The organism is Streptomyces sp. MI02-7b (assembly GCF_033793585.1).
GTDB lineage: Bacteria > Actinomycetota > Actinomycetes > Streptomycetales > Streptomycetaceae > Actinacidiphila.
In genome coordinates this window covers 174678-195233 of record NZ_JARAWX010000011.1, presented here as the reverse complement: position 1 = coordinate 195233, position 20556 = coordinate 174678, and the positions used below count along the sequence as shown (strand labels likewise).

Genomic DNA, 20556 nt, shown 5'->3' with positions numbered 1-20556 from the left:
TTTGACTCAGTCAAAGGTATTCCACCGTGGGGCACCGCGCCAGGGGCGCGGGGCGTGCCGTCGTGCGGGCCCCGGGCCGCTACGCGTCCCGTCGCGGCGGCGCGGTCGAGGCCCGCACCATGAGTTCCGTGCGGATGGTCGCGAGCCCCCCGGGCGGCGGTGACTGACGTCCCATCACCAGGCGTCCGGCGCGGGCCCCGGCCTCCTGGAGCGGGATCCGCACGGTGGTGAGCGCGGGCGAGGCGTCGGCGCTGAAGGGCAGGTCGTCGTAGCCGGCCACGGAGACGTCCTCCGGGATGCGCAGCCCGCGTTCGCGCAGGGCGGCGCAGACCCCCAGCGCGACGCTGTCGTTGGCGGCGAGGACCGCGGTGAGGCCCGGCTCGCGGCGCAGCAGTTCGTGGGCGGCGTCGTAGCCGGAGGAGCGGTCGTAGTAGCCGTGCGCCGTGAGGCGTTCGACGTCAGCGGCGGGGCCGGAGATGCCGGCCCGCGCGAGGGCCGCGCGGTGGCCCTCCAGTCGGTGCCGCGTGGTGGTCCGGTCCGCGGGGCCTGCGACGTAGCCGATGGTGCGGTGGCCCAGGGCGAGCAGGTGCTCGGTGAGCCGCTGGGCGCCGCCGCGGTTGTCGAAGGCCACGGTCACGACGGCGCCGCCCGCGGCGCCCCGCAGGCCGGTGAGTTCGGGCAGCGGTGGCCGGCCGCACAGGACGATCCGCGTGCCGGAGGCGGCGAGCCGGGAGAGCCGGGCGGCGACGGCGGCGGAGTGCTCGGTGCCCTCCACCGCGCCGCCGGTGAGCACGACCCCTGCCGCGCGCTGACGTTCCAGCAGGGTGAGGTAGTTGAGTTCCGCCTCGGGCGAGCCCCCGGTGTTGCAGACGACGGCGAGCTTCCCGGCGCCCGCGGGCATCGCCCCGGGGCTGTCCGGCCCGCCGCTGATCTCAGCCTGCACGGCGCTGGCGATCAGCCCGAAGAAGGGGTCGGCGACGTCGTTGACGAGCACGCCGACCAGGTCGGAGGTGGCGGCGGCGAGCGCGCGGGCGTGGCCGTTGACGACGTAGTCCAGGTCGTCGACGGCCCGCAGCACGCGCTCACGGGTGTTCCCCGCGACCGGGTAGTTGCCGTTCAGCACGCGCGACACGGTTGCGGCGGACACTCCGGCGTGCGCCGCAACGTCGGCCAGGGTCACTGCCATGCGTCTGCTTCCTCCGGGTCGGTCGTGCTCCCGGGCCGGTGGCCCGTGGCGGCACATGCTCTCATTCCGGAGCCGCGCGAGGAGCGGGTCCGGCCCGGTCCGAAGGCCAGAAAGCGCTATCTGTCGGAAGGTGGTGCTTCTTGTCGATTGTCGTGGCGATGGCTAGCGTGAGGGGCGAGGAAGCGCTTGCTGTCGCCCGGTGCCCCCTCGACGAGCCCTGGGCCCGGGACCCGCGGGCCGGCGCCCGCGGTGCGCAGCTCGCCGAACTCGCCCTGAAGTCCTCGGCCGAGGGCCGCCGTCCCGACGTACCGGAGCTGATGCCGTGACGACCATTCACCTGCCCGGGGCCTCGGGGGAGTTGCGGCCGTACGAGCCGCGCACCGCGCCCGCCGCCCACTTCTCCGCCCCGGCCGACGCCACCCCGTCGCGCAGCCGCACGGTCTACGCGGCGGCGCACGTCGTCGCGGACCCCTTCCGTACCGCCCCCGGCCTGCCGGCGGCCGTCGACTGGGACGCGACCCTCGCCTTCCGCCGCCACCTGTGGTCGCACGGGCTCGGGGTGGCCGAGGCGATGGACACCGCGCAGCGCGGCTCGGGACTGGACTGGGCGGCCGCGGCCGAACTGGTCCGCCGCTCCTGCGCCGAGGCCCGGGCCGCCGGCGGCCGCATCCTGTGCGGTGTGGGCACCGACCAGCTTCCGGTGACGGAGATCGGCTACCCCTACAGCCTGGACGACGTCCGCCGGGCCTACGAGGAGCAGCTCGCGCTCGTCGAGGACGCCGGCGGGCGGCCGGTGCTGATGGCCTCCCGCGCCCTCGCCGCGGTCGCCAAGGGACCCGAGGACTATCTGGAGGTGTACGGCCCCGTCCTGCGGCAGACCGCGCACCCTGTCGTCCTGCACTGGCTCGGGCCGATGTTCGATCCGGCGCTGGAGGGCTACTGGGGCAGCGCCGACCTGGACGCCGCCACGCACACCTTCCTGGAACTGATCGCGGCGCACCCCGGCAAGGTCGACGGCGTCAAGATCTCCCTGCTCGACGCGGAGCGCGAGATCGGGCTGCGCCGCCTGCTCCCGGACGGCGTGCGCTGCTACACCGGCGACGACTTCCACTACCCCGAGCTGATCGCCGGTGACGACCAGGGCTTCAGCCACGCCCTCCTCGGCATCCTCGACCCGCTCGCGCCCGTGGCCGCCCACGCCCTCCGCGCGCTGGACGCAGGTGATCCGGCCGCCTTCCGCTCGCTGCTCGACCCGACCGTCGAGCTGGCCCGGCACCTGTTCGGGCCGCCCACCCGGCACTACAAGACGGGCGTCGTCCTGCTCGCCTGGCTGGCCGGTCACCAGGCGCACTTCACGATGCTCGACGGTCTCCACTCGGCACGCTCCCTTCCCCATCTGGCCCGCGCGTACGAACTGGCCGACCGCATCGGCCTGTTCCCGGACCCGGCGCTCGCCGGATCCCGCATGCGGAACCTCCTCTCCGTGTACGGAGTGTGACAGTGGGTACTGACAACCGGCCCCCGGACGGCCTCGCGCGGCTCAGCGTCAACCAGGAGACCGTGCGCCAACTCGCCCTGCCCGAACTGGCCGAGCACTTGACCGCGCGTGGCGTGCCGGGCGTCGGCCTGTGGCGCGGACCGGTCGCGGAGTACGGCGCGGAGGCCGCCGCGAAACTCTTCCGTGACGCGGGGCTCACGGTCACCTCGCTGTGCCGCGGCGGCTTCTTCACCGCGTCCGACCCGGAGGAGCGGGCTGCCGCGCTCGCCGACAACCGCGCGGCGGTGGACGAGGCCGCGACCCTGGGCACCGGAACGCTCGTGCTGGTCTCCGGCGGCCTTCCGGCCGGTGAGCGGGATCTCGGCGCGGCCCGCGAGCGCGTCGCCGACGCCGTGGCCGAACTCGCCCCGTACGCCGGCGGGCGCGGCGTCCGGCTCGCGATCGAGCCGCTGCACCCGATGTTCGCCTCGGACCGCTGCGTCGTCTCGACCCTCGCCCAGGCCTTGGACATCGCCGAGCGCTTCCCCGCCGAGCAGGTGGGCGTCGTCGTGGACACCTACCACCTGTGGTGGGACGACCTCGCCGGCCGGGACATCGCGCGGGCGGGGGAGGGCGGCCGCATCGCCTGCTTCCAGGTCGCCGACTGGATCACGCCGCTGCCCGAGGGGGTGCTGCTGGGGCGCGGGCAACTCGGCGACGGCTGCGTCGATCTTCGGGGGTTCCGCGAACGGGTGGACGCGGCCGGATTCGCCGGGCCCGTCGAGGTCGAGATCTTCAACCCGGCCCTGTGGGACCGCGACGGTGGGGACGTACTGGATGAAACCATCGCAAGATACCGCGCCCATGTGCGGTGAACCGGGCTCCGGGGGCCGTTCCGGAGGCGATCGGAAAACTTTGAAATTTCTTCCCGACGGCGTGCAACCATCCCCCGGGCTCGCGGGTCTATGTAGCGTCAAGACCCTGAGGGGGGCCTCGTACGGGTCTTGAGTGAGGGGGAGGCGCGGTGTCCGGAGGGGGTTCGGGACGCCACGCAGAGGGAGGGGAACGCCTAAGGGGTCCGGCTCAGCCGGACCCCTTACGCCGTTCCCGGGTCGTTCCGGCCCCGCGTCCCACGAGTCGTCCGGGGAGGGTCAGCGCTTCTCCCGCGCGCGCCGGGCCAGTACCGCCGCGACCACCGGAATGATCGACTCCAGTGCCTCGGCGACCGCCTGCTCCGGCAGCCCGGTCCGCTTGGCCACCGCCCGCGCCGCCGGCGCGGCGACCTTCGTCAGGACCGCCACGAGGGCCCCGCCGCCGTTCCCGCCCTTCGCACCGCCCTGCACCCCGGCGAAGCCGGCGGCCGCGGCGGGCAGCGGTTCGGTCTCGTTCGCCGCCTGCTCCATGGCCTGGCACAGTTCGGCCGTACCCCCGGGGGTCACGGCGTCGTCGGTCAGCACACCGGTGAGCGAGGCCACGGAACCGCCCACGACCTGCAGCGTCTCGTCGGCGTCGGTACCGAGCAGCGCGGCGATCCCGCGGAGCCGATCCTCGCCCAGCTCCTCCAGCACCTCGTCCTTCAGCGGTCGATCGCTCATGCTCCGGACGTTAGTTGTGAAACGCCCGCTCGGCCCGCCGACCGCATCCGGACGGATGTACCCCTCTCAGAAGGGGACACCGCAGCGCAGGATGACATTGGCGTAGGGGCGCGCCTCCCCGGTGCGGACGACGAGCCGGGCCTGGTGCGTGAGGGTCTTGAAGTCCTCGTGGGAGACGAGTTCCAGGTTCGGGAAGGCCTCCTCGAGCTGCGCGGTGACCTCGGGGTTGTGGTCGCGCACCTCCTTGGCGGCGACGGCGCCCTCGATCACCAGCTCGTCCTGCAGCCCCCTCAGCACCTCGGAGAACGAGGGCGTCCCGGCGCGGAAGGCGAGATCGACGACGACGGGGCCGGGCGGTATCGGCAGGCCCGCGTCGCAGACGACCACGAGATCGGTGTGGCCGAGCGCGGCGAGCGCGCCTGCCAGGTGGCGGTTGAGGATTCCGGACTTCTTCACAGCTGTTCCGTCTCGTCGAGGGTGGGGAAGGACTCCTGCGCACCCGCCTTGGTGACGGCCACGGCCCCGACACGCACCGCGAACCGCACTGCGGTCTCCAGGTCGTCGCCGGCGCCCAGCCGCCAGGCCAGCGCCCCGGTGAACGCGTCACCGGCACCCGTGGTGTCGACGGCCTCCACCCGCACGCTGGGCACGTGCACCGCACTGTCGGCGGTCGCCGCCAGGGCGCCGCCGGCGCCCAGGGTGACGACCACCGAGCGCGGCCCGAGGGCCAGCAGCCCCCGCGCCCAGTCCTCGGGGGCGGCCCCGGCGTCCTGGCCCAGCAGGAAGCGCGCCTCGTGCTCGTTGACCACGAGCGGATCGCAGCCCTCCAGCACCTTCGGCGGCAGCGCCGCCGGCGGCGACGGGTTGAGCACCACCCGTGTGCCGGCCTCCGTGGCCGCCGCGACCACGGCGGCCACGGTCGCGGCCGGGATCTCCAGCTGCAGCGACACCACGGGGGCGGCGGCCAGCAGCTCGTGCGCCCCCGCCACATCGGCCGTCCCGAGGCGCCCGTTGGCGCCCGGCGAGACGACGATGCTGTTGTCGCCGGAGGGGTCCACCGTGATCAGCGCGACCCCGGTGGGGGTGTCGCCGATCAGGATGCCGGAGGTGTCGACGCCGGCCGATCTCAGCGACCCGGTCAGCATGCGCCCGTGCGCGTCGTCGCCGACCCGCGCCAGCAGTGCCGTGCGCGCGCCCAGCCGGGCCGCAGCGACGGCCTGGTTGGCGCCCTTGCCACCCGGGTGGGTGGCCAGGTCGGAGCCGAGGACGGTCTCGCCCGCCGTCGGGCGACGGTCGACGTGGATCACCAGGTCGGCGTTGGCCGACCCTACGACCAGCAGGTCGTAGCCGTGCATCTTTGTGTTCCCTTCGCGGATTCGGCCGTAGCGGTGCGTCGCGTCAGGACGTGAAGTCCGCGACGTTCTGCTTCGTGACGACCTTGACCGGCACCTTCACCAGGGTCGGGAGCTTGTCGCCCTTGGCGGCCTTCACGGCGTTCTGCACGGCCAGCTTGCCCAGTTCGCTGGGCTGCTGCGCCACGGACGCGGTGAGCGTGCCCGCCTTGACCGCGGTCAGGCCGTCGGGGGTGCCGTCGAAGCCGACCACCTTGACGGTCTTGCCGGCCTTGGAGCCGAGCGCCTTGATGGCGCCGAGGGCCATTTCGTCGTTCTGGGCGAAGACGCCGGTGACGTCGGCGTGCGCCTGCAGCAGGTTGGTCATGACGTCCAGGCCCTTGGTGCGGTCGAAGTCGGCGGCCTGCTCGGCCACCACCTTGATGCCGGGGTAGGCCTTGATGCCCTCGTCGAAGCCCTGGCCGCGCTCGTTGGCGGCGGAGGTGCCCGCGGTGCCCTGGAGCACGACCACGGTGCCCTTGCCGCCCAGGGACTCGGCCAGCGTCTTGGCGGCCAGGCGCCCGCCCTCGACGTTGTCCGAGGCGACGGTGGTCGCCAGGTCGGCCTTGTTGACACCGCGGTCGGCGGCGACGACGGGGATGTTCGCCTTGTTGGCGGCCTTCACCGAGGGGCCGGCCGCGTCGGAGTCCACCGGGTTGACGATGATCGCCTTCACGTTCTGGCTGGTGAAGTTCTGCAGTTGGTTCGCCTGCTGCGACGCGTCGTTCTGCGCGTCGGTCACGGTCAGGTTCACACCCTCCTTCTTCGCCTCGGCCTGGGCGCCCGACTTGAGCTGGACGAAGAAGGGGTTGTTGAGGGTGGAGACCGACAGGCCCACCTTCGTGCCGGAGGACGAGCCGGAGCCGGAGTCGCAGGCGGCGGCGGTGAGGGCGAGGGCGCTGACGGCGACAGCGGTGACCGTGATCTTCTTGATACGCATCGGTGGTTCCTTGCGGGTGTGATGAGGCAGGTGAGCGGAAGTGCGGCGCGCGGCGTCAGCCACGGCGGCGCAGGGTGTCCAGGAGGACCGCCAGGGCAATGACGACGCCGATCACGACCTGCTGCCAGAAGGCGGAGACCGACAGCAGGTTGAGGCCGTTGCGCAGCACGGCGAGGATCAGCGCGCCGATCAGGGTTCCGGAGGCCTTGCCGACGCCGCCGGAGAGGCTGGCGCCGCCGATGACGACCGCGGCGATGGCGTCCAGTTCGTAGCCATAGGCCGCCTGAGGCTGCGCCGAGGCGAGCCGGGAGGCCAGGACGATGCCCGCGACGGCCGCGAAGAGGCCGGACAGGCCGTAGATGATGAGCTTCTGCCGCTTGACGCGGATGCCGGAGAGGCGGGCCGCCTCCTCGTTGCCGCCGATCGCGTACATGGCGCGGCCCATGTAGGTGCGGCCCAGGATCACGGCCGTGGCGACGCCCGCGACGATCATGACCAGCACGGGCACCGGCAGCCAGCCGCCGATGGTGTCGCCCAGGTGGGAGACGGAGTCCGGGAAGGCGATCGGGCTGCCCTGGGAGATGACCAGGGTCAGGCCGCGGCCGATGGAGAGCATCGCCAGGGTGGCGATGAAGGGCGGCAGCTTGCCGAAGGAGACCAGCAGGCCGCTGAGCAGACCGCTGGCCACACCGGTGGCCACGGAGAGCACGACCGCCAGCCACACCGGCAGGCCCGCGGAGCTCGCGCTCCAGGCCAGCACCGTCGCCGACAGGGCCGCGACGGAGCCGACCGACAGGTCGATGCCGGCCGCGACGATCACAAAGGTGGAGCCGAAGGCGAGGATCGCCACGACGGCAGCCTGGACGCCGACATTGAGCAGGTTCTGCGTGCTCAGGAAGTCGCCCGACATGAACGACAGTGCCACGAGCAGGACGACCAGGGCGCTGAGGGCGCCGTTGTTGAGGAGCACGCGGCGAGCCGCGGCGACGCCACCCGTGTCCGTAGTCTTCTTGAGCGTGTCAGTGGCCACGGGAGCCCTCCACATCCTTCTTCGTCGCAGTGGTGTTGCCGTTGTCGTTGTCCGCGGTGCCCGCGCCGACGGCGAGGGCCATGACGGAGTCCTGGGTCGCCTGGTCAGCGGGGAGTTCGCCGGCGATCCGGCCCTGGGACATCACCAGGACGCGGTCGCTCATGCCCAGTACCTCGGGGAGGTCGCTGGAGATCATCAGCACGGCGTGGCCGGAGGCCGTGAGCCGGTTGACGAGCTGGTAGATCTCCACCTTGGCGCCGACGTCGATGCCCCGGGTGGGCTCGTCGAGGATCAGCACCTTGGTGTCGGCCAGCAGCCACTTGCCGATGACGACCTTCTGCTGGTTGCCGCCGGACAGGGTGCGGACGTGCTGCTGGAGGCCGGCCATGCGCACCTTGAGCTGCCCCGAGATGCGGTCGGCGTCCTTGCGCTGGCCCGCCCGGTCGATGAAACCGGCGCGGGTGGCGCGGCCGAGGGTGACCAGGCCCAGGTTCTCCTGGACGCTGGCGTCCAGGACCAGGCCCTGGCCCTTGCGGTCCTCGGGCACCAGGCCGATGCCCGCGTCCATGGCGGCGTTGACGTCGTGCCGGCGCAGCCGCTTCCCGAGCACCTCGACGGTCCCGGAGTCGTAGGGGTCGGCGCCGAAGACCGCGCGCACGACCTCGGTGCGCCCGGCGCCGACGAGCCCGGCCAGGCCCACCACCTCGCCGGCCCGCACCTCGAAGCTCACGTCCTGGAAGACGCCGCCGCGGGTGAGGCCCTCGACCCGCAGCAGCGGCGCGCCGGCGTCGGAGCGCTCGCGCGGGTACTGCTGGTCGATGCTGCGTCCGACCATGAGGCGGACCAGCTCGTCCTCGGGGGTGGCGGCGGGGACCTGCGCGACGCTGCGCCCGTCGCGCAGCACCGTCACACGGTCGCCGAGCGCGGCGATCTCCTCCAGGTGGTGGGTGATGAAGACGATGCCGACGCCGTCCGCGCGCAGCTGGCGGACGATCGCGAAGAGCTTCTCGACCTCCTCGCTGGTGAGGACCGCGGTCGGCTCGTCCATGATCAGCACCCGGGCGTCCAGGCTGAGCGCCTTGGCGATCTCCACCATCTGCAGGCGCGCGATGCCCAGTTCCCCCACCGGGGTGCGCGGGTCGACGTCCACTCCGACGCGCTTCAGCAGCGTGGCGGCGTCGGCGTTCATCTTCCTGCGGTCCAGCAGACCGAAGCGGCGCGGCTGGCGGCCCAGGAAGATGTTCTCCGCCACGCTGAACGTGGGGACGAGGTTGAACTCCTGGTAGATGGTGGCGATGCCGAGCCGTTCCGCGTCCTGCGCGCCGTGGATGCGCACCTCTTGGCCGTCCACGAGCAGGCGCCCCCCGTCCGGGCGGTTGGCGCCGGACAGCATCTTGATGAGGGTGCTCTTGCCCGCGCCGTTCTCGCCGAGCAGGACGTGCACTTCACCGCCGTGCAGGTCGAAATCGACGCCGTCGAGGGCGACCACGCCGGGGAAGACCTTGCGGACTCCCTCCATGCGGAGGATCTCGGGGCTGGTCGTGCTCAACGGGGGCTCCCTTCGGACGCGCCGCTGGAGCGGCGCACTACGAGGCGGGCGGAGACGGTGACCGACGGCGCCGGTCTGCCTTCCACCCGGTCGATCAGCGAGCGCACGGCCGCCCGGCCGAGTTCGCCCGTGGGCTGGGCTATCGCCGTGATCGGCGGATCGGTGTGGACGAACCACGGGATGTCGTCGAACGCGGCGAGCGCGATGTCCTCCGGCACACGCAGGCCGCGGGCGCGGATCTCGTCCATGGCGCCGAGCGCCATGAGGTTGTCCGCGGCGAAGACGGCGTCCGGCGGGACCGGGAGGTCCAGGAAGCGGGCGGTGGCCCGGCGGCCGCTGTCCGCTTGGAAGTCGCCCTGCCCGATGTAGTCGTCGGGCAGGGCGAGGCCGAATGCCTCGAGCGCGTCGCGGAAGGCGCGCACGCGCTCGCGGCCGGTGGTGGTGGCGGCCGGACCCGAGATGATCGCCAGCCGCCGGTGCCCGAGGGCGTGCAGATGGGCGACCAGGTCGCGGACCGCTTCGCAGCCGTCGGTGCGGACCACGGGCACGTCGTTGCCGATGCCGGGGATCCACCGGTCGACGAAGACCATGGGGGTGCCGGCGAGCACCGCGTCCATGATCAGCGGCGACCCGCCGTCCGTGGGGCTGACCAGCAGGCCGTCGATCCGGCGGTCGAGGAGCGTACGGATGTGGTGGTCCTGCTGGTCCGGCCGCTCGTCGGCGTTGCCGATGATCACGCTGTAGCCGAGCGCCCGGGCCTCGTCCTCGACGGAGCGGGCGAGCTCGGTGAAGAACGGGTTCAGCACGTCGCTGATGACCAGTCCGAGCGTGCGCGTCTGATCGGTGCGCAGTGACCGGGCCACCCCGTTGGGGCGGTAGCCGAGTTCGGCCACCGCCTCGAGCACCCGGGTGCGGGTGTCCGGGCGGACCGCGGGGTGGTCGTTGAGCACGCGGGACACCGTCGCGACGGATACGCCGGCGCGGGATGCCACGTCCTTGATGCTCGCCACCGTCCACCTCCTCGTGGAATCGATTACAAGGAGGATTGGAATCGATTACATGCGCCAGAACAAGACCACGAAACCGGATCGTTACATTCCGGGCCCTTGCGTGGGCGGAGTTGTCCACAGGCCCGGCGGTGCTGTCGGCGCGGGACGGTACCTTCGGAACACAGCTTCGGATCACATCGCCGGACGGGGGAGGAGGCCCGTGGAATGGGGGAATCGGGGGCATTCCGCGCGGGACGCGTCCCCGCCCGCGGCCCGCTCCGCGCGGGACCCGGGCGCGGCTCCGGCGGGGGGTGCTGAGGTGGGACAGTCGCAAGAGTCACAACGCCCGGCGCTCGCCGAGGTGACAGGCGTCCTGGAACGCATCACGTACGCCAACGAGGAGAACGGCTACACGGTCGCCCGCGTCGACACCGGTCGTGGTGGCGATCTCCTCACCGTGGTCGGCTCCCTGCTGGGCGCCCAGCCCGGCGAGTCACTGCGCATGCAGGGCCGCTGGGGCTCCCACCCGCAGTACGGCCGCCAGTTCACGGTGGAGAACTACACGACCGTCCTGCCCGCCACGATCCAGGGCATCCGCCGCTACCTCGGCTCCGGGCTCATCAAGGGCATCGGCCCGCGGATCGCCGAGCGGATCGTGGAGCACTTCGGCACCGGCACGCTGGACGTCATCGAGCGTGAGCCGGCCCGCCTCGTGGAGGTCCCCGGCCTCGGCCCCAAGCGCACCCGGCTGATCGGTGCCGCCTGGGAGGAGCAGAAGGCCATCAAGGAGGTCATGGTCTTCCTCCAGAGCGTCGAGGTCTCCACCTCCATCGCGGTGCGGATCTACAAGGAGTACGGGGACGCCTCGATCTCCGTGGTGAAGAACCAGCCGTACCGGCTCGCCGCCGATGTGTGGGGCATCGGCTTCCTCACCGCGGACCGCATCGCCCGCGCGGTCGGCATCCCGCACGACAGCCCGGAGCGGGTGAAGGCCGGGCTGCAGTACGCGCTGTCCCAGGCCACCGACAACGGGAACTGCTTCCTGCCGGAGGAGCAGTTGCTCTCCGACGCCGTGAAGCTGCTCCAGGTCGACATTGGGCTGGTCATCGACTGCCTGGCCGAGCTGGCCGCGGAGGAGGGCGTGGTGATCGAGCCCGTGCCCGGCCCGGACAGCGAGGAGCCCGTGCGCGCCGTCTACCTGGTGCCCTTCCATCGGGCCGAGATCTCGCTGGCGGGCGCGCTGCTGCGGCTGCTGCGCGGCCCCGAGGACCGGATGCCCGCCTTCCGCGACGTGGACTGGGGCAAGGCGCTGGCCTGGCTCGCCGAGCGCACCGGCGCCGACCTGGCCCCCGAGCAGCAGCAGGCGGTGCGCCTGGCGCTGACGGAGAAGGTGGCGGTGCTGACCGGCGGGCCGGGCTGCGGCAAGTCGTTCACGGTCCGTTCCGTGGTGGCCCTGGCGCAGGCCAAGAAGGCCAAGGTCGTGCTCGCCGCGCCGACCGGGCGGGCCGCCAAGCGGCTCGCCGAGCTGACCGGGGCCGAGGCGTCCACCGTGCACCGGCTGCTGGAGCTCAAGCCCGGCGGGGACGCCGCGTACGACCGGGACCGGCCGCTGGAGGCCGATCTCGTGGTCGTCGACGAGGCCTCCATGCTGGACCTGCTGCTGGCCAACAAGCTGGTCAAGGCCGTGCCGCCGGGTGCCCACCTGCTCTTCGTCGGCGATGTCGACCAGTTGCCCAGCGTCGGCGCCGGAGAGGTGCTGCGCGACCTGCTCGACGAGCGGGGCCCGGTCCCCTCGGTGCGGCTGACCAGGATCTTCCGCCAGGCCCAGGAGTCCGGGGTGGTGACCAACGCGCACCGGATCAATTCCGGCGTCCCGCCACTCACCCAGGGGCTCGACGACTTCTTCCTCTTCGTCGAGGACGACGGCGAGGAGACGGCCCGGCTCACCGTGGACGTCGCCGCCCACCGCATTCCGCGCCGGTTCGGCCTCGACCCGCGCCGTGACGTCCAGGTGCTGGCCCCCATGCACCGCGGACCGGCCGGCGCGGGCGTCCTCAACGGACTGCTCCAGCAGGCGGTCACCCCGGCCCGCCCCGATCTGCCCGAGCGCCGCTTCGGCGGCCGCACCTTCCGTGTCGGGGACAAGGTCACCCAGATCAGGAACAACTACGACAAGGGCGCGAACGGCGTCTTCAACGGCACCGTGGGGGTGGTCACCTCCCTGGACGCCGTGGAGCAGCGGCTCACCGTCCTGACCGACGAGGACGAGGAGATCCCCTACGACTTCGACGAACTCGACGAGCTCGCCCACGCGTACGCGGTGACCATCCACCGTTCGCAGGGCAGCGAGTACCCCGCCGTAGTGATCCCGGTCACCACCGGGGCGTGGATGATGCTGCAGCGGAACCTGCTCTACACGGCCGTTACCCGGGCGAAACGCCTGGTCGTACTGGTGGGCTCGCGCAAGGCCATCGGGCAGGCGGTCCGCACCGTCTCCGCAGGCAGGCGCTTCACAGCACTCGACCACCGGCTGTCCCGGGCGGCAAAATAGGCACTGGGTGCCACCTTTCGGGGCTATGGCCGACCCCGAGTGCACGTGGCCACGCCAAATGGGGGACAGTAGGGGTAGGTCAGGGCACCTCGAAACCTCGAAGAAGAGGCACGACGTCGGTGAGGGAATGACGTGAGCGACAACTCTGTAGTACTGCGGTACGGGGACAGCGAGTACAGCTACCCGGTGATCGAGGGCACCGTTGGGGACAACGGCTTCGACATCGGCAAGCTCCGCGCCAATACCGGCCTGGTCACCCTGGACAGCGGCTACGGCAACACCGCGGCCTACAAGTCCGCGATCACCTACCTCGACGGCGAACAGGGCATTCTCCGCTACCGCGGTTACCCCATCGAGCAGGTCGCCGAGCGTGGCAGCTTCCTGGAGACCGCGTACCTCCTCATCAACGGTGAGCTCCCGACCGTTGACGAGCTCGCCGGCTTCCGGGGCGACATCACGCAGCACACGCTGCTGCACGAGGACGTGAAACGGTTCTTCCAGGGCTTCCCGCGCGACGCCCACCCGATGGCCATGCTGTCCTCCGTGGTCAGCGCGCTGTCCACCTTCTACCAGGACAGCCACAACCCGTTCGACGAGAAGCAGCGCTACCTCTCGACGATCCGGCTCATCGCGAAGCTGCCGACGATCGCCGCGTACGCGTTCAAGAAGTCGATCGGCCACCCCTTCGTCTACCCGCGCAACGATCTCGGCTACGTCGAGAACTTCCTGCGCATGACGTTCGCGGTCCCCGCCGAGGAGTACGAGCTCAACCCGGTCGTCGTCGACGCCCTGGACAAGCTGCTGATCCTGCACGCGGACCACGAGCAGAACTGCTCCACCTCCACCGTGCGTCTGGTCGGCTCCTCGCAGGCCAACCTGTTCGCGTCGATCTCCGCGGGCATCAACGCCCTGTGGGGCCCGCTGCACGGCGGCGCCAACCAGAGCGTGCTGGAGATGCTGGAGGCCATCCAGGCCGACGGCGGCGACGTGGACGCCTTCATCCGCAAGGTGAAGAACAAGGAGGACGGCGTCCGCCTCATGGGCTTCGGCCACCGGGTCTACAAGAGCTTCGACCCCCGGGCGAAGATCATCAAGGCCGCGGCGCACGACGTCCTGTCCGCGCTGGGCAAGTCCGACGAGCTGCTGGACATCGCCCTGAAGCTCGAGGAGCACGCGCTCAGCGACGACTACTTCGTCTCGCGCAACCTCTACCCGAACGTGGACTTCTACACCGGCCTGATCTACCGGGCCATGGGCTTCCCGTCCACGATGTTCACCGTGCTCTTCGCGCTCGGCCGGCTCCCCGGCTGGATCGCCCAGTGGCACGAGATGATCACCGAGCCCGGTTCCCGCATCGGCCGCCCGCGCCAGGTCTACACGGGCGTCGTCGAGCGCGACTACGTGCCGGTCGAGAGCCGCTGATCCCGGGCCTCCGGTGTCCCGCTCCGGCGGGGCGCCGGGGCACGCCGGAGCGCAAAGAGAAACGCCCCGCGCCGAATCCCCCCACGGGTTCGACACGGGGCGCTCCCGTTTCCCGGAGCGGATCCCCCCACGGGTCCGTACCGGGCGTTCTTTGGGTGCGCTCGCCCCACCGGAGCGCGCCGCCCGGGAGGGCCGCTCAAAGCTCTCCGGGCAGTGCGTCCAGGCGTGACGACCGGGCTGTCCCCCAAAGACAACCCGCTCATCATCTCACCGAGTCCGCCGGGAGCCCGGTGTCTTCTCGCGGTTAGACCCCCCTGTAAACCAAAAGGTTACGTTTCAGCCAGTGTGATCTAGCTCTCGTCTACGTCTTTCTACGTCATCCGCATCAGGAACGACCCCCGTGTCGGTCGCGCGGACCCCGTCCCGTAACGTGCTGTCCCACCTTGAGGGGCGGAGCGTGATGTCGCAGAAGGCAAGTGTGGGCCGGAACGTCGTGGTGACCGGCGGGGGAACGGGCATCGGCCGGTCGGTGACCACGAGGTTCGCCGAGGCGGGCGACCACGTGACGATCGTGGGCCGGCGCCGCGAGGTGCTGCGGGCCACCGCCGAGGAACTGCGCACGGAGCACGGCCTCGACGTCACCCCGGTCGCCTGCGACCTCGCCGACCCCGACGACGTCGAGGCGGCCCTCGCCCGGCTGCCGCGGCGCGTGGACGTGCTGGTCAACAACGCGGGCAGCCGGGAACTGGCGATCGGCGCCGGCCCGCACGGTGTCCTGGCCCGCTGGCGCGGCGACTTCGAGCGCAATGTGCTGACCGCGGTCCTGGTGACCGAATCCCTGCGGGACCGGCTGCCCGAGGGCGGCCGGGTGATCACCGTGACGTCGGTGGCCGCGCTGCGCGGCGGGGGCTCCTACGGCGCATCCAAGGCCGCCCTGCACGCCTGGAACCACTCCCTGGCCGCCCAGCTCGGCCCGCGCGGTGTGACCTGCAACATCGTCGCCCCGGGCACAGTGGCGGGCACCGAGTTCTTCGGCGCGCGGCTGGACGCCGCCGAGCTGACCCGGCGGGCCGGACGCACCCTCGTCGGCCGCGTGGGACGCCCCGACGACGTCGCCGCGGCGGTGGTCTTCCTGGCCTCTCCGGAGGCCGGCTTCATCACCGGCGAGATCCTCCAGTGCAACGGCGGCGAACTGCTCGGACGCTGAGCCCCGCGCCGGTGTACTCCCCTGGTGGGACCGGGACGCCGCACCCCCTCCCTGAGGATGACGCGGCCCCCGGAAAACCCCGGGAACGCCCCCGATCCCGGTGAAACCGGGTTGCCCCCGCCCGAACGCTGCTGCCAGCGTGGAGCCGGGAGTGAGCGGGGTCACCACCGGGTCCGGGCGGGAAGAGGGGCGGCCGTATGGACGTTTCACGCTTTATGTCGGCCCTTGACTTCACCGCAGGTCTCGAGGGGTACCTGCGCGACGGCCACGTGCTGTGGGCCTACGGGGTGCTCGCGGCCACGACCGCGCCCCCGCTGGTGCCCAACTCGGCGCTGCTGGTGACGGGCGGAGTGCTGGCGGCCCAGGGGCGGTTGGACATCGGGCTGGTCCTGCTGGTGGTCGCGGGCAGCGCGCTGCTCGGCGACCTGGTGATCCACCGGACCGGCCGGGCGGTGAGCGGCAGCGTCCTGACGCGCCTGTACCGCAAGCCCCGGCGCCGGGCGCTGCTGGAGTGGGCCAGCGTCCGCATAGAGCGCCACGGCGTGCCCTTCGTGATCGGCGTGCGGTTCCTGCCCAGTGGGCGGGTGATCGGCGGGCTTGCGGCGGGGATCGTCCGCTACCCGGCGCGGCGCTACGCGATCGGTGCGGGCGTGGCCGAAGGGGTGTGGGCGACCTACTCCGTGGGGCTCGGCTACTTCGGCGGCCTGGCCATGTCCAACTCCCTGTACGCGGTGGGGCTCGGGCTCGGCGTCTCGCTGTTCGTGGCGGGGGTCGGCGGCCTGGCGCAGGTGGTGTCCGGGCGCCGGGCGGCCGCCGAGAGCACCGTGGCCGGTGGGCGGGTGGTGGCGTCCGGAGGGACGGCCCCTCCCGCGCCGCGCGTCGGCGACGGGGAGCGACTCGGCGCCGACGGCGGGCGCGACGGCGGCGGGACCGGACCGGGCGCGGGGCGCCGGGGCGCGGTGAACTCCTGAGCCGACGGCTCTGCGGTGACCGCGGCGATCCCAGCCGCGGCTCGGACGTTCAGCCGGCCGCCGGGGCCGGGCTGCCGTCGGGCCCTGGCGCGCCGGCCACCCCGGCCACCCCGGCCGCCGCGGCGGCCACCGGCACGTCCACCGGTCCGGTGCCGACGCGCGGGGCGAGATAGCCGAACAGGGCGTTCTTCAGCTCACCGGTGTAGGCGTCCCGTTCCGCTCCCTCGTGCCCGACGACCAGGGCGAGACCGGCCTTGAACAGCCCGAAGGCCATGGCCGCCACCTGGGTCCGCTCCGCCGGGGACAGGTCCGGGGCGCGCAGGCCGAGCAGCGTCTCGACCCGCTCCACCAGGGAGCTGTGCAGGGCGTCGTGCTCCGAGGTGACCGTTCCGGGGATGTCGCTGTCGTGGACCAGGGCGAGGAAGGCCGGGTTCTCGCAGTTGAAGTCGATCATCGGGTCGACGATCACGTCGAGCATCTCGCGCAGCGGCAGCGAGGCGTTCTCCGGCGTGAACAGCTCGCCGTGGGCCTCGCGCATCCGCAGGTTGAGGGTGCTGCCCAGCTCGATGGCGATGGCTTCCTTGTTGGGGAAGAACTGGTAGAGCGTGCCGGGCGAGACGCCCGCCTCGCGCGCGATGGCGTTGGTGCTCGCCGCGGTGTAGCCCACTTTGCGGAAGACGTCCGCCGCGGCGTCCAGCAGCTGTGCCACGCGCCGCTCCCCGCGCGCCTGACGACGGCGCGCTCTCTGCTCCTCGGGCACGTGTACTCCCCAATCACTGTTGACAAACGCGAGTGGCCGCTCGCATTCTGAAGAAACGCGAGTGATCGCTCGTGTTGGCCAGTTTACGGCTGCTCTTCAGGGGAGGGGACACCTCTGTCATGTCCGATGTCAACCGCGGGCGTCCGCCAGGGGTCTGGACACGGGTGACCACCGCCCGGCCGAGGCTCGCCCTGCTCCTCGCGCTGCTGTTCACCGCTCTCGCCGTGGTCGCGGGCAGCGGGGTCGCGGAGCGGCTGCACAGCGGTGGCTGGGAAGCGCCCGGTTCCGAGTCGTCGTACGCCAACGCGGCGCTGCAGAAGTACTTCCCGGACTCCCAGCCCAATCTGATCCTCCTCGTCGACAGCCGCGGGGCCGGGGTGGACTCCCCGGCCGTGGCCGCCGAGGGCCGGGAACTCGGCCGCCGGCTCGCCGCGGACAAGGACGTCAGCGGCGTCACCTCCTACTGGACCACCGCTGCGCCCGCCCTGCGCGCCGAGGACGGCGGCGAGGCCATGATCGCAGCCCGTATCGCCGGTGACGACGACGCGATCGCCGACACGGTCGAGCGCCTCGCCCCCGAATTCCGGGGGGCGCACGGCCCGGTGGCGGTCACGGTCGGCGGTCTCGCGGCCTTCCGGCAGGAACTGCAGAGCACCATCCAGGACGACCTGGCCCGCGCCGAGGTCATCGCCCTGCCCGTGACCCTGCTGCTGCTCGTCATGGTCTTCGGCAGCGCCGTGGCCGCGATGCTGCCGCTTGTCGTCGGCATCGTCGCGATCCTGGGCACCAACGCCGTGCTGCGCGGCATCACGGCCTTCACGGACGTCTCTATCTTCGCCCAGAACCTCACCACCGCCCTGGGGCTCGGACTCGCCATCGACTACGCGCTGTTCCTCGTGCGCCGCTTCCGCGAGGAGCTGGACGCCGGCGCCGACCCGCGGGCCGCGGTGGGCGCGACGCTGCGCACGGCGGGCCGCACAGTGCTCTTCTCGGCGCTCACCGTGGCCGCCGCGCTGTCCGCGATGTTCCTGTTCCCCCAGTACTTCCTGCGCTCGTTCGCCTACGCGGGCATCGCGGTGGTGCTGCTGGCGGCGGGCGCCGCCCTGGTGATCCTGCCGGCGGCGCTGGTGCTGCTCGGCCACCGTGTCAACGCGCTCGACCTGCGCAGGATCCTGCCGCGCCGGCGGGCCGCGCGGGAGCCCGGCGCCGGGTACGCGCGGCTGGCCACCCTGGTGATGCGCCGGGCCCCGCTCTTCGCGGTGGGCACGATCGCGGGGCTGGTGCTGCTCGGAGTCCCCTTCCTGCAGGTGCAGTTCGGCACGGCGGACGACCGCCAGCTGCCGGCGACCGCCGAGGCCCATGTCGTGCAGCAGCACATACGTGACGACTTCCCGGGCAGCCCCGGCGACGAGATCACCGTGCTCGCCGAGGGCAAGCCGACGACGGCCCAGCTCGGGGCCTACAGCAGGGAGCTGTCCGAGCTGCCCGGGGTGGTGGTCGTCGACGGCCCCGCCGGGCAGTACGCGTCCGGCGAGCGCAGCGCGCCGCCCGGCCCGGCCGAGGCGGCCCGCGCGGCCGGCGGGGCGGCCTATCTGACCGTGCTGCCCAGGACGGAGGCGGTGGACGCGGCGAGCCAGGACCTGGTGGACAGGATCAGGGCGGTCGACGCCCCGTTCACGACCTCGGCGACCGGCACGGCCGCGCAACTGGTGGACACCAAGGACGTCATCGCCGACCGCCTGCCCTGGGCGGCAGGGATGATCGCCGCGGTCACCTTGCTGCTGGTCTTCCTGCTCACCGGCTCCGTCGTCATCCCCCTGCAGGCGGTGCTGCTCAACGCGCTGAGCCTGACCGCGATGTTCGGGGCGGTGGTGTGGGTCTTCCAGGACGGCCACCTGTCGGGGCTGCTGGACTTCACCGCGACCGGGAGCATCGAGACCACCCTGCCGGTGCTGATGTTCTGCGTGGCCTTCGGGCTCTCGATGGACTACGGCGTCTTCCTCCTGTCGCGCATCAAGGAGGAGTACGACCGCACCGGTGACCACCGGTCGTCGGTGGTCTTCGGGGTGCGCCGCACCGGCGGGCTCATCACCGCGGCCGCGGTGATCCTGGCGGTGGTGATGGTGGCGATCGGCACCTCCCGGGTCGCCAACACCAAGATGCTGGGCCTCGGGATCGCGCTGGCCGTGCTGATGGACGCGATGGTGGTCCGCACGCTGCTCGTGCCCGCCGTGATGCGGCTGACGGGACGGGCGACCTGGTGGGCCCCGGGACCGCTCAAGCGGCTGCACGGCCGCATCGGGCTGAGCGAGGGGGAGGGGCCGGGCGGGGCCCCGGCGCGGGAGGAGCCCGCGCGGGACCCGGAGCCCGCCCGGGCCGGCTGAGGGTCAGCCGAGCTCCCGGCGGCCCCTGTTGCCCGGCCGCCGGGAGCTCCACAGGCGGATCGTGTCCGCATACCAGAAGGGCTTGCCGGCCTCCACGACGTCGGGCGGCGGCAGGTGCCCGTGTTTCCGGTACGAGCGCACCGTGTCGACCTGGACCCCGATGTGAGCGGCGATCTCGGCGTACGACCAGAGGGTCCGATCCGTCATCTCACACACACCTCCTCGCGATGGCTTCGAGCGGTCAGCCTCGCCGGGTCAACGACATGGGATGACAGGTGAATGGGCCTGTTGATCACCTGTTACGGGAAGCCCGCGTAACGGTGACAAACCTGGCAGAGGGGGTGATGATCCGACAGCCGTCCGGCGGACGGGCACGAACCGCCGTACGGGCGCGCCTCAGCCCCCGAACCGGGAGGGCAGGGACGGCGCTTGCGCCGAGGCGGCGGTGCGCAGCCGCGCGAGGATGGCGGTGCCCGCCTTGGTGTACGCGGAGATGTCGTCGAAGAGCACCGACTGCAGATTGCCCGACTCCATCAGCGCGATGAGCTCGAAGGCCAGCAGCGGTACGTCGAGATCGGCCCGCAACTGCCCCGTCCGGCGGGCCTTCTCCACGGTGATCTCGACATAGGTGATCCACTCCAGGCGGGCGTCGGCGACCAGGTCGTGCACCGGACCGGTGCGCGCGTCGAACTCGGCCGCGACGGCGAGGAAGAAGCAGCCGCCGGGGAACACCCGGCTCCGGGAGTACTCCAGCCAGGCCTCGCAGAGCCGCCACACCCGGGCGATACCGGCGGGCAGTTCGCGCGGTGGCCGCACCACATGGTCGACGTACAGCTCCCGGGCGGCGCGCACGGCGGCCAGCTGCAGTTCCTCCTTGGAACCGAAGAGGGCGAACACCCCGCTCTTGCTCAGTCCCAGTTCGGCCGCCAGCCGGCCCAGGGACAGCCCTTCCAGACCCTCGACCGAGGCCAGGGCCGTGGCGCGGCCCAGGACCAGGCGGCGCGTCTCGTTGCCGCGCCGGACCCGGTTGTCCGTACGGGGGGCTGTCACCCGGCCATCCTACGAAAGGCCACGTCCGCCCGGAATGCGGCGGGCGTAGGGTCG

17 protein-coding genes and 2 pseudogenes are annotated in these 20556 nt (G+C 72.2%); 8 read left to right on the top strand and 11 right to left on the bottom strand.

Features of this window, described 5'->3' with window-relative positions:
* Positions 1 to 79: 79 nt before the first annotated feature.
* A complete protein-coding gene (locus PV364_RS20240) occupies positions 80 to 1186 on the bottom strand; it encodes a LacI family DNA-binding transcriptional regulator (protein ID WP_319661503.1) in 1107 nt (368 codons plus the stop codon).
* 158 nt (positions 1187 to 1344) lie between these two features.
* On the opposite strand from PV364_RS20240, the gene PV364_RS20235 reads away from it, so the two are divergent.
* From PV364_RS20235 to PV364_RS20225, 3 genes are read left to right on the top strand one after another with little or no spacing between them, the layout of a single operon-like run.
* Positions 1345 to 1512 carry a hypothetical protein gene (locus PV364_RS20235; protein WP_319661597.1) on the top strand — a complete coding sequence of 56 codons (168 nt, stop codon included), beginning with the start codon at positions 1345 to 1347 and terminating at the stop codon, positions 1510 to 1512.
* A complete protein-coding gene (locus PV364_RS20230; RefSeq protein WP_319661502.1) occupies positions 1509 to 2684 on the top strand; it encodes a dihydrodipicolinate synthase family protein in 1176 nt (391 codons plus the stop codon). The genes PV364_RS20235 and PV364_RS20230 overlap by 4 nt, the downstream gene beginning before the upstream one ends.
* A gap of 2 nt (positions 2685 to 2686) precedes the next feature.
* Positions 2687 to 3538: a sugar phosphate isomerase/epimerase family protein gene (locus tag PV364_RS20225; RefSeq protein WP_319661501.1), complete on the top strand. Its 852-nt coding sequence runs from the start codon at positions 2687 to 2689 to the stop codon at positions 3536 to 3538.
* 276 nt (positions 3539 to 3814) lie between these two features.
* Here PV364_RS20225 and PV364_RS20220 read toward each other — a convergent pair whose 3' ends face one another.
* From PV364_RS20220 to PV364_RS20195, 7 genes and pseudogenes are all read right to left on the bottom strand, one after another.
* Positions 3815 to 4258: a DUF937 domain-containing protein gene (locus PV364_RS20220; protein ID WP_319661500.1), complete on the bottom strand. Its 444-nt coding sequence runs from the start codon at positions 4256 to 4258 to the stop codon at positions 3815 to 3817.
* A 66-nt stretch (positions 4259 to 4324) separates the two neighbouring features.
* Positions 4325 to 4714, bottom strand: a complete 390-nt coding sequence (rbsD, locus tag PV364_RS20215) for a D-ribose pyranase (RefSeq protein ID WP_319661499.1) — start codon at positions 4712 to 4714, stop codon at positions 4325 to 4327.
* Positions 4711 to 5613 (bottom strand): ribokinase, encoded by a 903-nt coding sequence (gene rbsK, locus PV364_RS20210; RefSeq protein ID WP_319661498.1) that lies wholly within the window; start codon positions 5611 to 5613, stop codon positions 4711 to 4713. Before rbsK ends, rbsD begins: the two co-directional genes overlap by 4 nt.
* A 43-nt stretch (positions 5614 to 5656) precedes the next feature.
* Positions 5657 to 6505 (bottom strand): annotated as a pseudogene (locus tag PV364_RS41300) (D-ribose ABC transporter substrate-binding protein); the annotation flags it as partial.
* Positions 6506 to 6645: 140 nt separating this feature from the next.
* Positions 6646 to 7619, bottom strand: a pseudogene (locus PV364_RS41295) (ABC transporter permease); the annotation flags it as partial.
* On the bottom strand, positions 7609 to 9138 hold the full coding sequence (locus tag PV364_RS20200; RefSeq protein ID WP_319661588.1) for a sugar ABC transporter ATP-binding protein: 1530 nt from the start codon (positions 9136 to 9138) through the stop codon (positions 7609 to 7611). The pseudogene PV364_RS41295 and the gene PV364_RS20200, both read right to left, overlap by 11 nt.
* A gap of 26 nt (positions 9139 to 9164) precedes the next feature.
* A complete protein-coding gene (locus PV364_RS20195; protein ID WP_319661497.1) occupies positions 9165 to 10178 on the bottom strand; it encodes a LacI family DNA-binding transcriptional regulator in 1014 nt (337 codons plus the stop codon).
* 298 nt (positions 10179 to 10476) lie between these two features.
* Here PV364_RS20195 and PV364_RS20190 point away from each other — a divergent pair, with 298 nt between their 5' ends.
* From PV364_RS20190 to PV364_RS20175, 4 genes are all read left to right on the top strand, one after another.
* On the top strand, positions 10477 to 12708 hold the full coding sequence (locus PV364_RS20190) for an ATP-dependent RecD-like DNA helicase (protein ID WP_319661496.1): 2232 nt from the start codon (positions 10477 to 10479) through the stop codon (positions 12706 to 12708).
* 132 nt (positions 12709 to 12840) lie between these two features.
* Entirely contained in the window at positions 12841 to 14130 is a 1290-nt protein-coding gene (locus tag PV364_RS20185) for a citrate synthase (RefSeq protein WP_319661495.1), read from the top strand.
* A 460-nt stretch (positions 14131 to 14590) separates the two neighbouring features.
* Positions 14591 to 15337, top strand: coding sequence for an SDR family oxidoreductase (locus PV364_RS20180; protein WP_319661494.1), 747 nt, complete (start codon positions 14591 to 14593; stop codon positions 15335 to 15337).
* Between the two features lie 215 nt (positions 15338 to 15552).
* Positions 15553 to 16308: a DedA family protein gene (locus tag PV364_RS20175; RefSeq protein ID WP_319661493.1), complete on the top strand. Its 756-nt coding sequence runs from the start codon at positions 15553 to 15555 to the stop codon at positions 16306 to 16308.
* 49 nt (positions 16309 to 16357) lie between these two features.
* Here PV364_RS20175 and PV364_RS20170 read toward each other — a convergent pair whose 3' ends face one another.
* Positions 16358 to 17017, bottom strand: a complete 660-nt coding sequence (locus tag PV364_RS20170) for a TetR/AcrR family transcriptional regulator (protein WP_319661492.1) — start codon at positions 17015 to 17017, stop codon at positions 16358 to 16360.
* Positions 17018 to 17187: 170 nt separating this feature from the next.
* On the opposite strand from PV364_RS20170, the gene PV364_RS20165 reads away from it, so the two are divergent.
* Positions 17188 to 19452 (top strand): MMPL family transporter, encoded by a 2265-nt coding sequence (locus tag PV364_RS20165; RefSeq protein WP_319661491.1) that lies wholly within the window; start codon positions 17188 to 17190, stop codon positions 19450 to 19452.
* Positions 19453 to 19455: 3 nt separating this feature from the next.
* Here the strand turns inward: PV364_RS20165 and PV364_RS20160 are convergent, their stop codons facing one another.
* Both PV364_RS20160 and PV364_RS20155 read right to left on the bottom strand, forming a co-directional pair.
* Positions 19456 to 19659, bottom strand: coding sequence for a MarR family transcriptional regulator (locus PV364_RS20160; protein WP_319661490.1), 204 nt, complete (start codon positions 19657 to 19659; stop codon positions 19456 to 19458).
* Positions 19660 to 19848: 189 nt separating this feature from the next.
* Positions 19849 to 20502, bottom strand: coding sequence for a TetR/AcrR family transcriptional regulator (locus tag PV364_RS20155; protein ID WP_319661489.1), 654 nt, complete (start codon positions 20500 to 20502; stop codon positions 19849 to 19851).
* Positions 20503 to 20556 lie beyond the last annotated feature (54 nt).

Coding starts and splice junctions, on each gene's coding strand:
- PV364_RS20240 (WP_319661503.1), bottom strand. CDS start 1,186: ATGGCAGTGACCCTGGCCGACGTTGCGGCGCACGCCGGAGTGTCCGCC.
- PV364_RS20235 (WP_319661597.1), top strand. CDS start 1,345: ATGGCTAGCGTGAGGGGCGAGGAAGCGCTTGCTGTCGCCCGGTGCCCC.
- PV364_RS20220 (WP_319661500.1), bottom strand. CDS start 4,258: ATGAGCGATCGACCGCTGAAGGACGAGGTGCTGGAGGAGCTGGGCGAG.
- rbsK (WP_319661498.1), bottom strand. CDS start 5,613: ATGCACGGCTACGACCTGCTGGTCGTAGGGTCGGCCAACGCCGACCTG.
- PV364_RS20200 (WP_319661588.1), bottom strand. CDS start 9,138: ATGGAGGGAGTCCGCAAGGTCTTCCCCGGCGTGGTCGCCCTCGACGGC.
- PV364_RS20180 (WP_319661494.1), top strand. CDS start 14,591: ATGTCGCAGAAGGCAAGTGTGGGCCGGAACGTCGTGGTGACCGGCGGG.
- PV364_RS20175 (WP_319661493.1), top strand. CDS start 15,553: ATGTCGGCCCTTGACTTCACCGCAGGTCTCGAGGGGTACCTGCGCGAC.
- PV364_RS20165 (WP_319661491.1), top strand. CDS start 17,188: ATGTCCGATGTCAACCGCGGGCGTCCGCCAGGGGTCTGGACACGGGTG.
- PV364_RS20160 (WP_319661490.1), bottom strand. CDS start 19,659: ATGACGGATCGGACCCTCTGGTCGTACGCCGAGATCGCCGCTCACATC.